A 19910-nucleotide genomic window follows, 5' to 3' on the forward strand; every position below is an offset into this window, starting at 1 on the left:
GGAAGTGCACCACCTAATTCATTATGGCTAAAGTACAAAATTAACGGTGGGTGTCATCTCAAAATTTAATCTTAAAATTTACTAAAAACAAAGTAACACTTTATAAGCCAGCGATTTAAAGCCAAAATCACTGGTTTTATAAATTAATTAACTGCAAAGTCTTTTGTTTCTAAATAGCTTGGTACGGTTTTAAAACATGCCTCTAGTTTGCTTTTAAGCGCAGTGCTTATCGAAGCATCACACTTCAATTTCCCGTTATATTTACTCATAGTAAGCGGTACTAAGCTTAACGAGTCATAGCTTGGCTTGCTTTGTATTTTATGAATTACTAAACCTTGCTGCTCTGTTAGCTTTATTAATGTAAACACATTTTTTTGTGCTTGATTAGTCGTTATTTTTTCAACATATAGCGGGTTTTTAAAGGTTAGCTTTGTAGTAAAAAGTGCGTTGCCACCGCGTTCAAAATGGCCGTTAAATACAGTTACATTTAAGGTGGGTGTCTTTTTATTTATTAATAAATTTAGGTCAAATTTGGTTGGTAAAATAGTGATCTGTTCTTGCTCGTCTGCTGCTTTATTTAAAATATTTTTGATTGTTTTTAAGTGGGTGTCATCCGTAGTTACTTCATACACTATTTGGTAGTTGTGTGGAGGGGCGTATAAAGGCATGTGGCTGGCAAGTACTTTATCGCCGGCTAAAATAAGCGCCATACCATGGAAGCCATTATAGCTTTGGGTTTTGTGTGAATCGTGTTGAGGTGTATTTGCGTGCGCTGCACTCGATAATAAAATAAAAAATAGCAGTATGTGTTTCATGTTAGTGCTCAAAAAATATATATAGCGCCACTATAAGCTGATTTTTATATACAAATAATCGATAATAAGTAATTAGTTGTTTCCTTTTAGTTAATACGGTTTGGCGCTATGCATTTAGATGACATTGAAAAAGTAATTCATATGGCGGGTTCGCAAAATCTGCATACAACCGCTAAGCACTTTAATATTACCCCTGGTGCGCTGTCTAAAACGCTAAAAAAGGTTGAGGCAAACTTAGCCACGGAGCTTTTTAACCGCGTAGGTAAAACCTTAGTACTTAATGATAAAGGCAAAGAATTTGTTAAGCACAGTAGCGATTTAGTTCATAATTACCAGCAGCTTACTAGCCGTTTTAAAAGCGATAGTCATAAATTTAATGCGGTTATTGCAGGCCCTGCCATTTTACTCAAAAGTGGCGTTAAAAAGCTGCTTACACCTCTTAGCAACCTGCCTTGCTCGGTGCGTATTAATAATATATTTGAAGATGAAGCCATAAGCCAAGTTGCATCAGGCTCGGCGCATATTGCGTTAGTAACTCGCGAGGCATTCAACAACAGCTCACATACTAATTTAGTGTCGGTTGACGTATTTAATACTGAGTTTAGTGTAGCTGCGTCTCCTTCACATCAGCTAGTACAAAAAGGCTTTTTAACACTCAATAAAAACCAATTACTACAGTTGTCTTTTGCATGCCCGTTGTTTTCACCACTGTGCGGCCTTGAACAAGGTATTGGCTCCGACGGTTGGCAAGATGAAATAGCCCCGCGCAATATTGTATTTAGATGTAGCGATTACAGTGCATTAATAGAGGTGATACAAAGTGGCTTGGCGTTGGCATATTTACCAAATTTCGTGATTGATGATTTAGGGCTTAAAAAATTAACTGTAAAGGGGGTTAACAGTCGCTACAGCGAAGACATAGTAATGATTTACAAACCATCAAAAGCTGATGGCTGGCTTAATAAACTCATGCACTCTTTGTAGAGAATTTATCAATTTAAGTTCAATGTAAAGTATTACTTAGCTAAGCAGTGGTTAGCTAATATCAGCAACAATGCACTGATTACGGCCATGTTCTTTTGCATGGTAAAGTGCTTTGTCAGCACATTTGTAAACTTGGTCTATGTCGTTACTGTGCTCAGGACTAAAAAAATCAAACTAAGTGCATAAAAAAGGCCAGATGCAAACGCTACTGGCCTTTCATTAAAACCGTCATGTATTTAGAGATGACGGGATGTTATTTAAACTTATTTACTTACGTTTTTACGGCGTCTATTAAACCATACTAATGGAGTAAGTAATAAAGCTATAAAGCCAAAACTACCACCACCGCTAGATTTTGATTCAGTTACAGGCACTGTTGCTACCGCTTCATTTTTTACCATTACAGTACTTTGTTGAGTCACAGTTGTTACACCATCACTTACGGCAACTTCAAAAACAAGCTCTTCATCTGCAGTAATAGCTGCAGGTGTAAAGCTTAAAGTTTCAGTGTCAGTACCAGTGAGCGTAGCAGCACTACCGCTAACCTGAGTCCAAGCATAAGTTAGTGTTTGACCATTGCGATCTGTAGCTGTTGCTGTAATTGTTCCTGTAGCAGATTCAGTAATTTCCGCCGATGCACTTTCGACTAAAACAAGTGGGGCTGCGTTATCACATGCTAGTGAATCACCCGCTACAAGCTCTGAAAATACAGGAGATAAAACGTTAGACATAGTTAGGTTATCAATCCACCAACCTAAATCATCAACTGCGCCATCTGATGAGATTCTAAAGCGCACTTTTACTAAGTTGCCGTTTAGAGCATCACCAAAGTTGATAGTTTCATAATTACCATACGCGCCACTATCTTGTACGTTATTACCTGTAAAAGTTTCACGTTCTTGAAGTTCTTGCGAATCATTTTCGATTAGAACAGCGTCGTAGCCAACATCAAATGTGCCGCCAATTTCAGTAGCATCAACCCAGTCACCGCCATTAACACTAACTTCTACAACACCACCATCCCAGTTTTGCTCAATACTATAGAAATGCCAAAATGAGATTTCAAAGTCGCCTGAGTAACCAACTTCGAATGACTTACTCTCTACTGCTACATCTGATTGGAAACCATTATTTACAAGGCGCATTGCCTGTGTGCCTAGCCCAAACCCACCTTGTTCAAAGAAGGCAATATTACTACTATTATCCATTACCTGAGTGCCAACAGCTAAGTCACCACCAAACATTACGTTTTCTTTTAAATCTAATAGTGATGAACTTGCTACTTCCATATCATCTGAAGCTACAGCTCCAACAGGCATTTCTGATTTAAAGCCCATATTTACTTCAAACGTGAGTGTTTGATCAAGCGCTTCAACAATATCATCGTCTGTTTCAATTTCAGGAAATGTGACTTCAATTTCTAGTGTTTCAGCTGTACCCGCTTCGTTCAAAGTAACTTTGATATCGTTACTTGTTATTGCTTCGTACGGTTGAACTTCACCAAAAGTAAGTAAACCATCATTTTCAAATGTTACATCGTGATCGCTTATAACAGTCAGCTGTGCTGTTGTACCACTAAGTACTTCACTACCACGGTTAGTAATTGTTACGCTAACCGTACTCGTTTCGCCTTTATCTAAAATATTATCATTAGTACAAAAACCAAGCTCTGTACCATTGTACATGTTGTTTAAGTCAGCACTTGCAAATGCATAGCTAGAAAGCTGTGTTTTATCTGATTCAACCACACCAGTAAGGTCATTACTGAAACGATCTGGCGATACTGCGCCAAGGCCCATACCACGTTTAGCAAATGCACCTACCATTAGTTTGTAATCAGCAGGGTCTACTGCATAGGCTGCAGCTAAAATAGCATCACGTGCTTCAGTGTAGGTTGGTGCTATAGGCGTTAACTTGTAACCTGCAACTAAGTAATCAGCCATTCGAGTTTGTGCTTCATTAAAGCCATGCTCGTTAATAAGCGCTACGTAGTTTTCCCATAATACAGTTGCCCAAATTTCGCCGGCAGCATGAGGAGAGGCTACGCTTGTTGGTGAAATACCAATATCAGCGCCAGCATTTTCAGTAATATGGCGGAACGACAATGCATTTACATCTGTATCAGTTGAATAAGGAAGACGACGAATACCGAAGTAGAAGTCTTCTACAAATGTGCCGCTACCATATGCTTTTTGGAACTTATCGTTACCTGTAATATTTATATCGCTTTCTTTAGCGATAAACATTAATGAGTGGAAATCGCCCCAGCCTTCGCCCATTGCGCGGCCTTGGAAGTTAATAAGGCCTGATGAATTACCGACTAAGCGGTTACTAATATAGTGACCCCATTCATGAGCAATAATACCATTATCAAACGTACCATCTTTTAATGTTGCTTTTGTAAACATGTTTACAGTAACAACTTCACGAACATCAATTAGGTCATACATTGCATGACCATCAGCGTAATTTAAACCCATATTTGGAATGGTTACAGTATCGTCTTCACCGCCCATTGGTGCCGGTTCTGCCGTATCTGGGTCATTATTAACAACGATAGTTGCTATTGCGCCTGCATCTTGTGCATTTTTTACTTTAACTGTAAAAGCACATGAACCACGGTCTACAATTGCAATTTTTCCTGCTAGTTCAGCTGCATTTATAGCAGGCTCACAACCATCATTTACACTTGTTGAATCTACTGTATTTCCATCATCTAAACGAACAACTTCTGCAGCCACGTCACTGAATTGGTATTTACCAAAGCCCGATTCTTTTGTTGAAGCTAAAAGACCTAAAGAATCATGTGAAGTTACTGTAATACCAAAATCTACACCAACAGTGGCATCTTTACTGTTGTACAAGTACATTTGCATACGTGGACTAGCACCATCAGCTGGCGTAGACATATTTGCGTTATTACGACCTGAGTTATCTTGAGCCTGTGCTTCAATCGGGTCACCTTCTACGCCGCCACGACCAAAGTTAGATACCTGCGCTACATTTGACGTTTCATCAAAGCCATGGTCATAGAAAAAATCATGTAAAAAGTTATTCATGTAAAACAAGTTAACAATAGCCGCTTTACGGTTTGCGTAGCTATTTGCGACTTCATCTACTTGATAAGGGTAGTCAAATGTGAAGTCTGCTGTTGTTTCAGCAGTAAAGTCACCTTCACTAAAGTCTTGAGGTGCAACCACATCTGCGTAAGCAAATACGTTATTACCTGATGTTGTTGTTGCGTCATCAGCTAACCATGGGTCCATTGTGCTTAGTTTGCTGTAGTAAGATAGAGATACCATTGGCGCATCTAAAATCTCAGTCTCGTCTACTTGTCCTGGGCCATCTGCAGGAATTACGTCACCGTGCGGGCTTTCCATTGGGTAGCCATCTTGGTTTGCGTAAACACGGTAATTAAAGTCAGCTGCATGAGATTTCAAATCTTTCGCAAAATATACTTTGCTGTTATTTGAATCTACTACGTAGCTAAAGTAGTCACTTTCTAAAGAGCCAACTTCTGCTACTTCTACTTCAATGTAGTAAGCTGATTTAAGCTCGCCTGCAACTTCAAAAAACACTTCTTTTGCACGTGGTGTACCTAAAACAATCTTAGAATCATCTAATGATTTAGCCTCATATTTTGCATATCCACCTTCGTTACCAATTTTACGAAGTGAGACATCAATATTTGCTAATTCACTAAATGCTTTTCTTATGCTTTGCTCAGAGCTTACAAAACCAGTTAACGCAGCAAGTTTATTTTTAGATGACGACGTATCAGCAAAATAACCCGAACTTGCTACTAAGTTGTACTCTTTATCCATTAACAAGTTGTATTCGCGGTTAAAAACTTCAACACCGTTTACTTGTTGTTTGTATTTTGCACTAATAGAACCGCGTTTTTGCTCTGATAAATCAACCATAACAGCAGAAGATGCTGTTGCTTTACGATTACTAATACCTGTTAAAGTTTCAATATAAAAGTCAGCAGCATATTGATTACGGTTATCAGCTGCGATTAAAGCCATGTCAGGCTTACGCTGACCTATTGCTTGCCACAAAAATGTTGCTTTACCCATTTGTGCATCGTAAATAGATTTTTGACCCGACACAGTGGCGCGTTCGGCTAAGGTTTTCTGCTGAACGGCAGCTAAAGAAGCGCCCTGAGTAACTGAATTTGTTGCACTTACATCATAAAATCGAGTTTGTTCAGCGGCCGTTAGTTCACCTGCTGCTAATGTAGATGTTACAACCATGGCAATAGTTGTTAATTTGAATTGAGACATGTATCCACCTGTTTGTATTTATTATGTTTAAATACTTAATGTTTTTAAATTGATTGTTTTATGTAAACATCTAGTTAAGTTGTTAATATACAGACTTGAATAAGGCTGAATAGCTTTAAATTTAAAGAAAAGTAAACAAAGGTAAACGAATGCAAAAAATAATTTTTACAAGTGCAGTGCCAATAATCGCAGCTTTATTACTATCTGCATGTAATAACAGTGAAAAAACAGAGGTTAACAACTCTCAGGCACAACCTAAAACAGCAGAAATCATTATAAAAGAACCATCTAAGAACCAGAAAAGTGACACTATTTTCCCTAAAAAAGAAAGTAGTCAAGGTGTTATTAAAAATGCATCTAAAAGCATAAATTCATCGGGTGATAAACTTATCTTTAACTCTGAGCAGTTATTTAAAGGCGACGTTATTTATAATCAGAACTTAAAACAAAAAGGTGTAGTAACAGGTACTCTTACCATTACATTAAATACCGATTCTGTGCCTGATGAGTTAAAAAATAATTATGAATTAATCAAGTCAACAGCTCACAATTACACATTACTTGTTGAAAAAGGTGTTGATATTGCAGGATTGTCTAGTGCTTTAAACAGCTATAAATCAGTGACCAATGTAGAAATTGCAATTAACTATTCACCTATCGAAACACACTTTTAATCAGCAACAATGCACTGATTACGGCCATGTTCTTTTGCATGGTAAAGTGCTTTGTCAGCACATTTGTAAACTTGGTCTATGTCGTTACTGTGCTCAGGCCAAGTTGCAATCCCAATTGAAATTGTTATAAAGCCGATAGTTTCCATATTTGTAGACTCAACAGTTTTACGTAGTCGCTCTGCTATTTTGAGCGCACTTTGGCTGTTTTCATTAGGCAAGACAAGTACAAACTCTTCACCACCTATACGTGCTACGATATCGTCTTTTCGAGATAATTTTTTGATAATATCAGTAAGCGATTTAAGAGCTTCATCTCCTTTATCATGGCCAAAGGTATCGTTAACTCGCTTAAAGAAATCGATGTCTATCTCTAAAATAGCAAATGGAGTTTGCTTAAACATCAACTGGTTTAATAAACCGTTTAAACTCCTACGGTTGTGAGTATCAGTTAGGGGATCTGTTTGCTCATCATGACGAAGCTGACCTATCTGCATTTGCAAAGTATTAACTCCATTGAGCATTGCAATTTTTAGTCTTTGGCTTTCAAAGTACCAAGATTTAACACTTTTTAGCTCTTCAATACTTGTTGGATCGTCAAGTGTGTTTGCTTTGTCTGCTAGTTGTTTTAAAGGTCTAGAAATTAAGTGAGCAAAAAAACCTATTAAAAGAAACGTAATAACAGCCATCGGTAATGTACGTTTTATTACTTCAGTTATGAGTAAATGAGTAAATCAAGTGACGAAAGCGTTGCTCTTACAGGGCGCTGAGCGACAATTACCCATTTTGCTTTAGGCACAGAGGAAAAGCCTGCTAGCATTTCTATCTCTTGGCTATTTTTAACAATAGAAGTACCGCTTTGGCCTGTAATCATATTATTAGTGATGGAATTATTTGTGACGACTGTCCCTATTAGTGCCTGATCTGGGTGATAGAGAATTCGCCTACTGGCGTCGACCACATAAATATATGTTCCACCCTCATAATAATGCTGCTCTAATAAGCTATTTAAAATATTACGCTCCTTTAGATAAAGAGAGCCACCAATATAACCAAGGTAATCTCCACTTTGATCAAACAAAGGATGAGAAATAAAAACAATAAAGTTCCCAGCAGCCGACATATAAGGCGCGCTGATTAATGGTCTTTTTTCTTGTAGCGCTTGTACAGCGCCAGGTGAGTGGATTGATTCACCAATAAGTTGCGGAAATTTAGGAGAGGTTGCGACAACAACACTATGCTTATTAATTACAACCGAGTTAAAGCTATTCGTTTGTAAGTGTAAGCGGGTCGCTTCTTGGTTTAATAAATCTTCATCATCAACTCTTTGCTCTATTTTTTTAGCTGAATAGGCCAGTTGTTGCATTGCGGATTCTAAAAAATTATCTGTTGCTGATGCCAGTTTATTGGCATAAGCATAGTTACTTTTTAGCGTGTAAGCTGTTAACTGCTCTTTTTGTACTTGGTAGGTAGAATAAAAGCTACTTACTAAAGTACTAATAGAAGCCGTAATCGCTAAAAGCTAGAAGCCGTAATCGCTAAAAGCAAAATAAGAAATCGAAGATTTAAGGCCGTTAATAACTTTTTTCGCAAACGTATGCCATCCTAAGTACAGGTATTCAGTACCCGAACCTATAATTGTATATAAAGCCCGCAATTATACCCTCTTGAAAATTTATTATCTAATATTAACAAAGCCACAAAAAATATAACTAAATATAACTTTTCGCTAGTTGCAAGACTATAAATTTTCTTTAACTTTTACAATACGTTATTGTTTCCTCTGCAAAAAATCCTTCTTTTGCAGTTACCTCAAAAAGTAGTTAAGCTGCTTACACTTATCTACTTTTTAGCTTTGGAGTGTGTTTTGCTAAATAAGTGTATTGTATCGTCTATCGTTTTTTTATCTGGGTGCTTAATGCCATTACAATCCTCGCTTGCTAAACCCGTGCTTTCTCTTGAACAACAACTTGGGCAAAAGCTAATACTCGACTTTCGTTACTACTGCCAGCAAGGAGTAAGTAATAAATGCCGAACTCCAATGACCGAGTTACCTAATGAGCTCGCTACCACTATTGCAAAATACGATATTGGTGGGGTAATTTTATTTTCTGAAAACACTCAATCGATAGAGCAAACAATTACGCTTAATAGCCAATTGCAAACAGCTGCAAGTAAATCCATTAGTAAGCTGCCGCTATTTATATCAATAGATCAAGAAGGTGGACGTGTAGCGCGTTTACCACGCGATGTTGCCACCTCATTTACGGGTAATATGTCGATTGGCGCAACCTACAAAAAACACGGTACAAGCTTTGCGACAAAAACAGCAACAGTAATAGCTAAAGAGCTAAATTCGCTGGGTATAAATGTAAACTACGCGCCCACGGTTGATGTAAACATGAACCCCGACAACCCAGTTATTAACGTACGCTCGTTTGGTGAAAATCCAGCATTAGTGAGTAAATTGGGCGCCGCACAAGTTGCAGGATTTGAAAGCAACGGCGTGATTACCTCGCTAAAGCACTTTCCGGGTCACGGCGATACAAACGTAGATAGCCATACGGGTTTGCCTAAAGTAAACCACGCAAAAGAAGTTATTTACGAGCAAGACCTAGCACCGTTTAAACACATTATTGCCAAGCAAAACCCAGGCATGATAATGACGGCGCATATTCAATACCCAGCGCTCGATAGCACAACGTTTATAAGTGTTAATGGCAAAACGATGATAAAACCGGCAACAATGTCGCGCGCAATCATTACTGATATTTTACGTGGCGAGCTTAATTACCAAGGAGTTGTAGTAACCGATGCGCTTGATATGGCTGGTATTAGTAACTTCTTTACACCAACTCAAGCGGTAATAAATACATTTGCCGCTGGAGCTGATATTGCCCTAATGCCTATTGAAATTAGAACACCAGATGATTTAAATAAACTCGATGGCCTTATTAAAGAGCTTGTTGCAGCGGTTAAATCAAACCAACTTGATGAGCAAGAAATAGCACAATCGGCACAGCGTATAATTACACTTAAAAATAAATTTAGATTAAGCACTAATTTTGACCCTATTACCGCGCTCATAAATGCAAAGCAAACAATTGGCAGTGCAGCACATCGCGAAATAGAAGCGCAGCTTGCTGTAGAGGCAATAACGCAGGTTAAAAATAATAACAGTACTTTGCCGCTTAATTTAAAAGCAGGAAGTAATGTTCATATTATTATGCCCGACACGCGTAAATGTATGGCAATGCAGCAAGCGATTGAAGCTATCAGCCAGCAAAAACTTAACTATAGTTGTAGTAGTTTACAAGGGTTTAATCCGGCACAAGCTAAAACACAAATACACGCTGCTGATGTAGTTATCGCCGGTAATGCAACACCTAATCAAAGTGCGGTCGAAATTGGCGGTATGGATGATTTAAAAGATGATTCAAATTTTGCACTTAATAATGCTGAGCAGCCAAAAGCACTTGAGTCATTATTAAAAGTGGCAAAAGAGAAAAACAAAAGCACTGTATTTATAAGCCTAAGAGCACCTTACGACATTGCTAAATTTGGCGATTATGCAAATGCTGTACTTGCATCGTATGCATATAATATTGATGTAGATAAAAACGATATTGTATCTGGCCCTGCTTTTATCGCACTTGCAAAAGTGTTACTAGGAGAAGCACCGGCTAATGGCGTATTACCTGTCACAATAAAACCGCAAAAGGCGCACTAATATGAAACTCAATTGTGATTTAGGCGAAAGCTTTGGCGCGTGGAAAATGGGGCTAGACGATGACGTTATGCCACATATTGATATGGCTAACATTGCGTGTGGGTTTCATGCAGGTGACGCCGATGTAATGGCAAACACTCTTGTACTTGCCAAGCAACATAACGTACAAATTGGTGCTCACCCAAGCTACCCAGACAAGCAGGGCTTTGGTAGGCGCTCAATGGTACTTAGCGAAAAAGAGCTTACAAATTGCCTGCACTATCAAATAGCCGCTATTGAGGGGATGGCAAAAGTACAAGGTTTAACACTTAGCTATGTAAAACCCCACGGCGCACTTTATAACGACATGATGGCAAATTATCAAATATTACAAACCGTTATAAATGTAATTGCCAGCTACCCAACAGATTTAAAGCTAATGATTTTAGCGACTAAAAATGCCAATAAGCACATTCAAATAGCCAAAAGCTCAGGAGTTGATCTAATACTCGAGGCATTCGCCGATAGGCAGTACACCGACGACGGGCATTTAGTGTCACGAACACTTGAGGGTAGCGTTCACAACAAAGCTGCATTACTAAAACAAGTAACTCAGCTTTTATCCGATGGCAGCGTGACAACACGAACTGGAAAAAAACTAACGCTCAACGCCCATAGCTTATGCGTACATGGCGACAACGCTGATGGCATAGCGCTTATAAAAGACATAAAAGCCCTGTGTAACTCAGCTAACTAAACACTTTTACACAACCACAAATAGAAGCTGTAAACCCCCTTTACAGCTTTAACTCATAGATTTAAATAAGAGCTTCATCGCATCCTACTGTTAATTTAATAATCCCTAACATATAACTACTTAGCAAATTAAAAAAAGTAACAACAGGGATAAAAATGAAAAAGCTTTTAACACTTAGTCTTATTTTAGGCTGTAGCAATTTAGCCTACGCTGAAACAAATACACTACAACTGCAAGACGTGTTTAATTTAGAATATGCTAATCAAATAGATATAACCGAAGACGGTAAAACTGTTTATTTTGTGCGTAACCGCATGGATATAAAAACAGATCGCAAAGTGGGTAATATTTGGTCTGTTGATTACAAAACTAAACAAATGCAGCCGCTAACCTCTGGCGTACATATGGATTATTCGCCAGTACTCTCTCCTGATGGTCAACGCCTTGCGTTTATATCAACCCGCGATGGCAGCAGCCAAATATATATTAAATGGCTTAAAACCGGTGCTATGGCAAAAATTAGTAACTTAACGAGTAGTCCACGTTCGATTACATGGAACCCTGATTCTAACCAATTAATATTTAGCATGTTTGTCCCAAGCGCTAATTCAGCGCCAGTGAGCTTACCGGGTAAACCAAAAGGCGCAACCTGGGCAGAGCCCGCCAAATTTATTGATGATTTGTATTACCGTTCAGATGGTGGCGGTTACACACAAAAAGGTTTTAGCCAATTATTTTCCATAGATGCTAACGGTGGTAATGCTAAACAACTCACTCATGATGAGTTTGACAACGCGGGCGATGTAAGCTTTAGTAACGATGGTAAATCACTTTATTTTTCTGCGAACAGGCACACTAACAACCAGCTAAAATTCACAAATAATGAAATTTATAAACTTGATTTGGCCTCGCAAACTATAACCGAAATTACTAAACGAGATGGCCCTGATGAACAACCTAAAGTATCGCCCGATGGTCGTTACTTAGCGTACACAGGTTATGACGATAAACGCACTAATTACGAAAATGCTCAACTTTATATTCGTGATTTAAAAACAGGTAACACAACTAGCTTAACGCCAAATTTTGATCGTAGCGTAGGTCAAATAAAATGGAGTGCCAATTCAAAAGGTGTGTACTTTAGTTACGCCGATAAAGGTCAAACCGCCCTTGCATATCAACCACGCAGTGGCAAGCGTAAAATAATAACAACTCAAATTGGCAGCGTTGCCTTTGGACGCCCTTATTCTGGTGGCGACTTTGATGTAAGCGAAGATGGCGAGGTAGCCTTTACCCTTGCAGATACTCAGCGCCCTGCTGATATAGCAACAATTAAACGCGGTAAAGTGCAGCGTTTAACTACCCTTAATGCAGATGCATTGGGCGACAAAGCTTTGGCTAAAGTGGAAGAAATTTGGGTTAAATCAAGCCACGATGAGCTTCCTATTCAGGGGTGGATTGCCTACCCGCCAGAATTTGATAGTAGCAAAAAATACCCGCTAATACTAGAAATACACGGCGGTCCTGTCGCTAATTATGGCCCGCACTTTAGCGCTGAAATTCAACTGTTTGCAGCCAAAGGTAATGTCGTTTTATACATGAACCCACGTGGTAGTGATTCCTATGGTAAAGAGTTTGCACAAACTATTCATCATAATTACCCAAGTAACGATTTTGATGACTTAATGACAGGCGTTGATGCGCTAATAGCGAAAGGCTTTATTGACGAGTCTAAATTGTTTGTGACCGGTGGTTCTGGCGGCGGCGTGCTAACAGCTTGGATTGTGGGTCATACCGATCGTTTTGCTGCGGCTGTAGTTGCCAAACCGGTTATTAATTGGATCAGCTTTGTACTAACTGCCGATTTTTACCCGTTTTTTGCTGATTACTGGTTTCCAGGGAAACCATGGGATCACATTGAGCATTACATGAAACGCTCGCCTATTAGCTATGTTGGAAACGTTAAAACTCCTACTATGTTGCTCACTGGGGAATCTGACTACCGTACACCAATTTCAGAAACTGAACAGTTTTATCAGGCATTAAAGTTACAAGGTGTTGATACTGCAATGGTGCGAATTCCTGATACATCGCATGGTATTACAGCTCGCCCATCAAACTTAATGACCAAAGTTGCTTATATTCAATGGTGGTTTGATAAACACACTAAATAACCTAAAATTTGTATAACATTTATAGCTCAAATAAAAGCCACTTTAAATAAGTGGCTTTTGTATTTATCGCCGTAGTATTCAAACTGTAAACCCCCTTTACACTTCTGTGACAGTTAAATATCGGACTTAGCTAAAACTTCAGTTAGTAAAATTTCGGTTTATAGCATTTTTTGTAACTTGAGTTGGTAAAAAATCGGTTTGAGTCACTGTTTATAACCTCTCAGTTAGTAAAATTTTGTTTTATAGCAACGAGAAGTTAGTAAAAAATCGGTTTATAAATTATCTGCGTTTGCCTATTAAAGCAAAAATCAGTCACTTATCCGCTTTTTTTAGTTGCCGTAAACGCTAATTACAGCAAAATCACCTAAAAAAGGTTGTTTTATAAAACGTTAGTTAAACTCTGATCTGTAGATTCACTCAGGTAGTTAAATAGTGATCCAATATGATTTAGTTAGTCAAAGTCTGATCTAAAAATTAAAGCAATAAAAAAGGGCCTATTGGCCCTTGAGTAACACTATCTAGTTAGGAATTAAAACTGGTTCATGGTGTTATCTTCACCACCGGCTTTTAGCGCGTTATCACCAGAGAAGTATTCTTTGTGCGTATCGCCCATGTTAGACCCTGCTAGGTCTTGGTGTTTAACAGAAGCTTGCTCACGGCGAATTTCTTGGCGTTGTACATCACGCACGTAAGCCAGCATACCCATATCGCCAAAGTAACCTTCTGATAAAATATCAGTGCTTAGCGCAGCTGTATGGTACGTAGGCAGAGTAATTAAGTGATGGAAAATACCTGCTTCACGTGCGCCATCGCGCTGGAAGTTTTGCACTAGTAAATCGGCTGCTTGTGCAAGCTCTGTTGCATCCATTTCTGGTGCCATAAGGCCTTTATTATCGCCAAGGCTTGGGTAAGCACTAAGGTCACGGCCAGCTTCTTCCCACTCTTGATACACTTGCTCACGAAACTTAAGCGTCCAGTTAAACGAAGGCGAGTTGTTGTATACCAGTTTTGCATTTGGCACGTGTTCTTTTACACGATTCACCAGTTCTGCAATTTGTTTAACATGTGGTTTTTCTGTTTCAATCCACAGTAAATCAGCGCCCGACTGCAAGCTAGTAATACAGTCTAATACTACGCGGTCTTTTTCAGTGCCTTCGCGGAACTGGTATAAACCGTTATCTAGGCGAGTTGGTTTACATAACTGGCCATTAATTTTCATTGCCGTGTCGCCTTCATTTAAGTCATCAACACCGTTAATGGGCGTGGTTTCTAAAAATGCATTGTATTGGCTTGCTAAGTCTCCTGGTGTTTGCGACACAGGTACCTTTTGCGTAAGGCTGGCACCCAATGAATCTGTACGTGCCACAATAATACCGTTATCAATACCTAGCTCTAAAAAGGCGTAACGTACTGCGTTAATTTTTGCTAAAAAATCTTCGTGTGGAACGGTCACTTTACCCGCTTGGTGACCACATTGTTTGGCGTCAGATACTTGATTTTCTATTTGAATGGCACACGCACCGGCTTCAATCATTTTTTTAGCCAGTAAGTAAGTTGCTTCTTCGTTACCAAAACCTGCGTCAATATCAGCAATAATTGGCACAACATGGGTTTCAAAGTTGTCTATTTTATCAATAACAGCTTGAACATCGCCGCCGTTCGCTTTTGCTTCATCTAGGTCGTTAAACAAGTGGTCTAGTTCACGTGCATCAGCTTGCTTTAAAAACGTGTAAATTTCTTCAATTAGCGCAGGTACCGATGTTTTTTCATGCATGCTTTGATCTGGCAGCGGACCAAATGCAGAGCGGAGCGCTGCAACCATCCAGCCACTTAAGTATACATAGCTGCGTTTAGTTGTTTTTTGATGGCGCTTAATAGCCATCATCATTTGCTGGGCTGTAAAGCCATGCCAACAGCCTAAAGATTGGGTGTACTGGCTTGTGTCGGCGTCATATGCAGCCATATCTTCACGCATTACGTCTGCTGTGTATTGCGCAATTTCAATCCCTGTACGAAAACGGTTTTGTAAACGCATACGGCTTGCGTATTCAGGGTTAATAGCTTTCCATGCGCTGCCTTGTGTTTGGCAAAGAGTAGAGAGTGTGTCTGTTTCGCGTTGATATGTTGTCATAATAAAATCCTTCGAACGAGTGTGTAAATTATTTTAATGTTGTGAGAGTGGCTAGGAGTGTGTTCCGTAGCGCTTAATTCAACATTAGGCTCCTTTTCTAGATTTAGTAAATTTATAGTTGTTATTGTGGCTATACATTTTGTGAATAGCTAAAAAGCACTCAACATTGCCTTTTTGAGTTATTGTTGCCTTACGCACAAGCACACAACAACATCGCGACCGTTTAAAGGAAGGCAACTATGTCCCACACTCTCACACATTCAGGACTCAGCGTAGATACACAACTCACTGATTTCGTTAAAAATCAATTGCTACCAGGCACTCACTTAAGTGAGTCACAATTTTGGCAAAGTTTTGCACATATCGTTCAAACACTTACCCCTATTAATAAGGCACTGCTTGAAAAGCGAGAGCTGCTTCAACAGCAAATAGACGACTACCATCTTGCTAATAAAACCTGGGATAGCGCTAAATACCAAGCCTTTTTGCAAGATATTGGCTATTTAGTTAAAGAGCCTGCCAACTTTGAAATTGAAACCCAAAATGTAGAGCCCGAAGTGGCCCTTACAGCAGGCCCTCAGTTGGTTGTGCCTGTAAGTAATGCACGCTTTGCACTTAATGCCGCTAACGCTCGCTGGGGCTCGTTATACGACGCTTTATACGGTACTGATGTGTTAAGCGAAGATGACGGGGCTGAAAAAGGTAATACCTACAACCCTGTTCGTGGTTTTAAGGTAATGGCCTACGCTCGCCAGTTTTTAGATAAAGCATTGCCGCTGACCAATGGCTCGCATATAGAAAGCACGAATTACTCAGTAGTAGATGGCGCACTTTTAATTACCTTGCGTGACAGCTCTCAAACCACATTAGCTAACCCATCTCAGCTTATTGGCTATCAAGGAGAAGCACAAAACCCAACTGTAGTGTTATTAAAAAACAATGACTTACACATAGAGCTACATATCGATCACCACCACATTATTGGCCAAGCTGATAAGGCTGGTTTAAAAGATGTAGTGCTAGAGGCCGCTCTTACCACCATTATGGATTGTGAAGATTCAGTAGCTGCGGTAGATGCAGAAGATAAAGTACAAGTTTATAAAAATTGGCTTGGGTTGATGCAAGGTAACTTAGTTGAATCGTTTAAAAAAGGCGATAAAACTGTTGAGCGTACCCTGCAAAGTGATAAAACATACACCGCACTTGATGGCGGCACCGTTACTTTAAAAGGCCGTAGCATGATGTTTGTAAGAAACGTTGGCCATTTAATGACGAACCCTGCTATTACTGATGTGTTTAATCAACCGGTGTTTGAAGGCATTATGGATGCGATGTTTACAGCCACTGCTGCCCTGCACGACCTAAATAAAAAAACAGGTATCAAAAATTCAAGCGCGCAAAGTATTAATATAGTAAAACCCAAAATGCATGGCCCAGAAGAGGTGGCATTTACTAACACTTTATTTAGCTTAGTAGAGGAAGCGCTAAGCTTACCTAAAAACACGCTTAAAATGGGGATTATGGATGAAGAACGACGTACTTCTGTAAATCTTAAAGCGTGTATTTATGCAGCTAAAGAGCGTGTTGTATTTATTAATACCGGGTTTTTAGATAGAACAGGCGATGAAATTCATACCTCTATGCAAGCGGGCGTTGTGCTTCCAAAAGCACAGATTAAGCAGCAACCATGGATACAAGCTTATGAGGATCGCAACGTCGATATTGGCCTTGCTTGTGGCTTAAGTCATAAAGCACAAATAGGTAAAGGCATGTGGCCAATGCCAGATAAAATGGCATTAATGATGGAGCAAAAACAAGCTCACCCTAAATCAGGCGCTAATACTGCATGGGTGCCCTCCCCTACAGCCGCTACCCTGCATGCAATGCATTATCACGATATAAACGTATTTAATGAGCAGCAAAGTATAGCTAAACGTACTATTGCGAGTCTTAATGACCTGCTTACACCGCCGCTAATGGCAGACCCTAAAACGCTTTCAAAAGAAGATATTCAAAGTGAGCTAGAAAATAACGCACAAGGTATTTTAGGTTACGTTGTACGCTGGATTGATCAAGGCGTAGGTTGCTCAAAAGTACCTGACATTAACCATATTGGGCTAATGGAAGACAGAGCCACACTGCGTATTTCAAGCCAGCATATGGCTAATTGGTTGCTAAATGGCGTGTGCTCACAAGCGCAAATAAAATCAACAATGGCTAAAATGGCAAAAGTGGTTGATGGCCAAAACGAGCATGACACTGCGTATACACCCATGGCAACAAGCGAAGAAACCCTTAATAACAGCATTGCGTTTCAAGCCGCTACTGCGCTGGTTTTAGAGGGCGTAACGCAACCTAGTGGTTACACTGAACCACTACTACATAGCTACCGTATAAAATATAAAGCACAAAAGTCGAATACGCTTTAACTGCTTAATCAAAGTTAAAATTAAGTACTAAACCAGCTTAAAAGCTGGTTTTTTATCGCCTAAAATTAGAATAACAGCACTTTTAAGGCATTTTAAAAATATATATTCAAATAAGCATAATACACATGAATATCTAACATTTATTCAAACGTAAAAAAGCGTGTTTTGCATACACAAAACACGCTTTTAAAGCTTTTAACCGTTTACGTTTAATTTTTTACAATGGCATTGTGATAAATATTTTGTACATCGTCACAATCTTCAAGCATATTTATAAACTTATCAAAGTTAGCAATAACTTCTTCGTCTTCAATTTCAATATTAACTTGAGGGATAAACGTAATTTCATCTACTTCAAAGTTAATGCCTTCAAATGCGTCTTCAAGGGCAGTTTTAGCTTTAAAGTATTCTGTTGGCGGTGCAAATACCGATATTTTACCGTCCTCGGCTTCAACATCGCTTACATCAACATCAGCTATCATTAATGCTTCTAATACGACTTCATCGTCATCGCCTGCAAAGCCAAGTACCGCATAATGATCAAACATATGCGCTACACAGCCAGGAGTACCAATTTTTGAGTCTGTTTTAGTAAATGGTAAACGTACATCTTTGATAGTACGGTTCGGATTGTCAGTTAAACAGTCAACAATAACCATGCAGTTACCAGGGCCATAGCCTTCATAACGGGCAACAGAGTAATCTTCTCCTGCGCCACCGGCTGCTTTTTCAATTGCTTTTTCAATAACGTGTGCGGGAACTTGGTCTTTTTTAGCTTTTTCGATTAGACGGCGAAGTGTTTGGTTTACTTCGGGATCGGGATCACCACTTTTTGCTGCAACGTAAATCTCTTTGCCGTACTTTGAGTTTACTTTTGTTTTTGCATTGGCTGTTTTGATCATAGAACTTTGACGAACTACAAATGCTCTGCCCATTTTGTGCCCCTAATGAATACGTTACGTTTTGCGGTATTTTACCAATTCAAAACGTATTGGGCTAGCTCCGCAATGGGCAAAACTTGATTAATAAAAACTTTTATAACTACATACTCATTTCAGAATAAATCAAATGGCATGCTATTTAACATAACTCTATTTTTTCAGAATAACTCTCAACTAATGTCACTAAGTCAGCAAAGTCATGTAAAACGTAATCTGCCTGATCGGCATAAGCAGGCGTTGACTCTGGAGCGTATAAACACGCGCGCATATTTGCATTGTGCGCAGCTTGAATGTCGTAAAGGTAATCGCCTACATAAAGTAAATTTCTGGCGTTAATGTTCCAAAGTGTAGCAATGGCATTTAAAGCGCTGGGATCTGGCTTTGCTGGGGCATCGCTTCGCGTTAAAACTGTGCTGATAGGGAGTGGATTATTTTGTAATTTCATTGCCGCTGCTTTATCAAAATTGCGAGTAACAATCGCCATCGGAATATTTTTAGACTTTAAAGCATGAATAGCTTCACTCACACCAGGTAATATACTGGCATGTTGTGCATCTATTAATTCGTGTTGGTGAACTATATTCATTGCCTCTTCACGCATATACGGTGAGGGCAACTGAGCAATGTAATCAAGTAAGTCTTGCTCGCAAGGGCAACCTATTTGGGCCTTTATTAATGCAAAATCTAATTCTGATGAAACCAATGTTCCATCTAAATCAAAAATCACTCCAAAAATAGCCTCAACCTGAGTAGTCATATCATTCCCTGAATTTAGTTATTACTAAATAAAATTTAAACATAAAATTCTCTACTGCTTATGCCCAAGCCAGTTATAGCTAAAGGGATAAATGAAACTAACTATATTTAAATTATTTATTTGCACTGCTATCAATCTATTGATAATACAGTAAATATAATTGGTAGTTGTAGCATGCGCAAAAAATGGTAAATATACAAATTGAACTACCAATTTTTACGTAAATTTACATATACCAGATCAAAAATGAACGCAG

Annotated in this window: 11 protein-coding genes and 1 pseudogene; 6 read left to right on the top strand and 6 right to left on the bottom strand. The window is 39.0% G+C overall.

Translation table 11 applies throughout. The features are described 5' to 3' along the window. Positions 1-143 precede the first annotated feature (143 nt). A complete protein-coding gene (locus H5092_RS05585; protein ID WP_182733067.1) occupies positions 144-815 on the bottom strand; it encodes a hypothetical protein in 672 nt (223 codons plus the stop codon). Positions 816-923: 108 nt separating this feature from the next. Between H5092_RS05585 and H5092_RS05590 the strand changes: the two genes are divergently transcribed. Continuing rightward, complete coding sequence (locus tag H5092_RS05590; RefSeq protein WP_182733068.1) at positions 924-1799, top strand: LysR family transcriptional regulator; 876 nt, start codon at positions 924-926, stop codon at positions 1797-1799. A gap of 263 nt (positions 1800-2062) precedes the next feature. Here the strand turns inward: H5092_RS05590 and H5092_RS05600 are convergent, their stop codons facing one another. Further along, positions 2063-6085 carry a rhombosortase-dependent M36 family metallopeptidase gene (locus tag H5092_RS05600; RefSeq protein WP_182715956.1) on the bottom strand — a complete coding sequence of 1341 codons (4023 nt, stop codon included), beginning with the start codon at positions 6083-6085 and terminating at the stop codon, positions 2063-2065. Between the two features lie 149 nt (positions 6086-6234). Here H5092_RS05600 and H5092_RS05605 point away from each other — a divergent pair, with 149 nt between their 5' ends. Further along, complete coding sequence (locus H5092_RS05605; RefSeq protein WP_154902851.1) at positions 6235-6759, top strand: hypothetical protein; 525 nt, start codon at positions 6235-6237, stop codon at positions 6757-6759. Here the strand turns inward: H5092_RS05605 and H5092_RS05610 are convergent. Continuing rightward, a pseudogene (locus tag H5092_RS05610) lies at positions 6756-8122 on the bottom strand (diguanylate cyclase). The gene H5092_RS05605 and the pseudogene H5092_RS05610 overlap by 4 nt on opposite strands. A gap of 552 nt (positions 8123-8674) precedes the next feature. Here H5092_RS05610 and H5092_RS05615 point away from each other — a divergent pair. The 3 genes from H5092_RS05615 (at position 8675) to H5092_RS05625 (ending at position 13396) form a co-directional block, all read left to right on the top strand. Next, positions 8675-10486 carry a glycoside hydrolase family 3 protein gene (locus tag H5092_RS05615; protein WP_182733069.1) on the top strand — a complete coding sequence of 604 codons (1812 nt, stop codon included), beginning with the start codon at positions 8675-8677 and terminating at the stop codon, positions 10484-10486. Between the two features lies 1 nt (position 10487). Next, positions 10488-11222, top strand: coding sequence for a 5-oxoprolinase subunit PxpA (locus tag H5092_RS05620; RefSeq protein ID WP_182733070.1), 735 nt, complete (start codon positions 10488-10490; stop codon positions 11220-11222). Positions 11223-11377: 155 nt separating this feature from the next. Next, positions 11378-13396: a S9 family peptidase gene (locus tag H5092_RS05625; RefSeq protein WP_182733071.1), complete on the top strand. Its 2019-nt coding sequence runs from the start codon at positions 11378-11380 to the stop codon at positions 13394-13396. Positions 13397-13925: 529 nt separating this feature from the next. Here H5092_RS05625 and H5092_RS05630 read toward each other — a convergent pair. Next, entirely contained in the window at positions 13926-15527 is a 1602-nt protein-coding gene (locus H5092_RS05630; RefSeq protein WP_002959200.1) for an isocitrate lyase, read from the bottom strand. A gap of 239 nt (positions 15528-15766) precedes the next feature. Here H5092_RS05630 and H5092_RS05635 point away from each other — a divergent pair, with 239 nt between their 5' ends. Further along, on the top strand, positions 15767-17956 hold the full coding sequence (locus tag H5092_RS05635; protein WP_182733072.1) for a malate synthase G: 2190 nt from the start codon (positions 15767-15769) through the stop codon (positions 17954-17956). 209 nt (positions 17957-18165) lie between these two features. Here H5092_RS05635 and H5092_RS05640 read toward each other — a convergent pair whose 3' ends face one another. Then, positions 18166-18891, bottom strand: coding sequence for a YebC/PmpR family DNA-binding transcriptional regulator (locus H5092_RS05640; RefSeq protein WP_182733073.1), 726 nt, complete (start codon positions 18889-18891; stop codon positions 18166-18168). Positions 18892-19036: 145 nt separating this feature from the next. Beyond that, positions 19037-19654: an HAD family hydrolase gene (locus tag H5092_RS05645; protein WP_182720240.1), complete on the bottom strand. Its 618-nt coding sequence runs from the start codon at positions 19652-19654 to the stop codon at positions 19037-19039. Between the last annotated feature and the right edge of the window lie 256 nt (positions 19655-19910).

It is taken from the genome of Pseudoalteromonas sp. SR41-7, from assembly GCF_014163935.1.
Taxonomy (GTDB): Bacteria; Pseudomonadota; Gammaproteobacteria; order Enterobacterales; family Alteromonadaceae; genus Pseudoalteromonas; species Pseudoalteromonas distincta.

What these genes read in the sequence shown, in the direction of transcription:
- H5092_RS05590 (WP_182733068.1), top strand. Translation starts at nt 924, where the DNA reads ATGCATTTAGATGACATTGAAAAAGTAATTCATATGGCGGGTTCGCAA.
- H5092_RS05635 (WP_182733072.1), top strand. Translation starts at nt 15,767, where the DNA reads ATGTCCCACACTCTCACACATTCAGGACTCAGCGTAGATACACAACTC.
- H5092_RS05600 (WP_182715956.1), bottom strand. Translation starts at nt 6,085, where the DNA reads ATGTCTCAATTCAAATTAACAACTATTGCCATGGTTGTAACATCTACA.
- H5092_RS05605 (WP_154902851.1), top strand. Translation starts at nt 6,235, where the DNA reads ATGCAAAAAATAATTTTTACAAGTGCAGTGCCAATAATCGCAGCTTTA.
- H5092_RS05625 (WP_182733071.1), top strand. Translation starts at nt 11,378, where the DNA reads ATGAAAAAGCTTTTAACACTTAGTCTTATTTTAGGCTGTAGCAATTTA.
- H5092_RS05630 (WP_002959200.1), bottom strand. Translation starts at nt 15,527, where the DNA reads ATGACAACATATCAACGCGAAACAGACACACTCTCTACTCTTTGCCAA.
- H5092_RS05620 (WP_182733070.1), top strand. Translation starts at nt 10,488, where the DNA reads ATGAAACTCAATTGTGATTTAGGCGAAAGCTTTGGCGCGTGGAAAATG.
- H5092_RS05615 (WP_182733069.1), top strand. Translation starts at nt 8,675, where the DNA reads ATGCCATTACAATCCTCGCTTGCTAAACCCGTGCTTTCTCTTGAACAA.
- H5092_RS05645 (WP_182720240.1), bottom strand. Translation starts at nt 19,654, where the DNA reads ATGACTACTCAGGTTGAGGCTATTTTTGGAGTGATTTTTGATTTAGAT.
- H5092_RS05585 (WP_182733067.1), bottom strand. Translation starts at nt 815, where the DNA reads ATGAAACACATACTGCTATTTTTTATTTTATTATCGAGTGCAGCGCAC.
- H5092_RS05640 (WP_182733073.1), bottom strand. Translation starts at nt 18,891, where the DNA reads ATGGGCAGAGCATTTGTAGTTCGTCAAAGTTCTATGATCAAAACAGCC.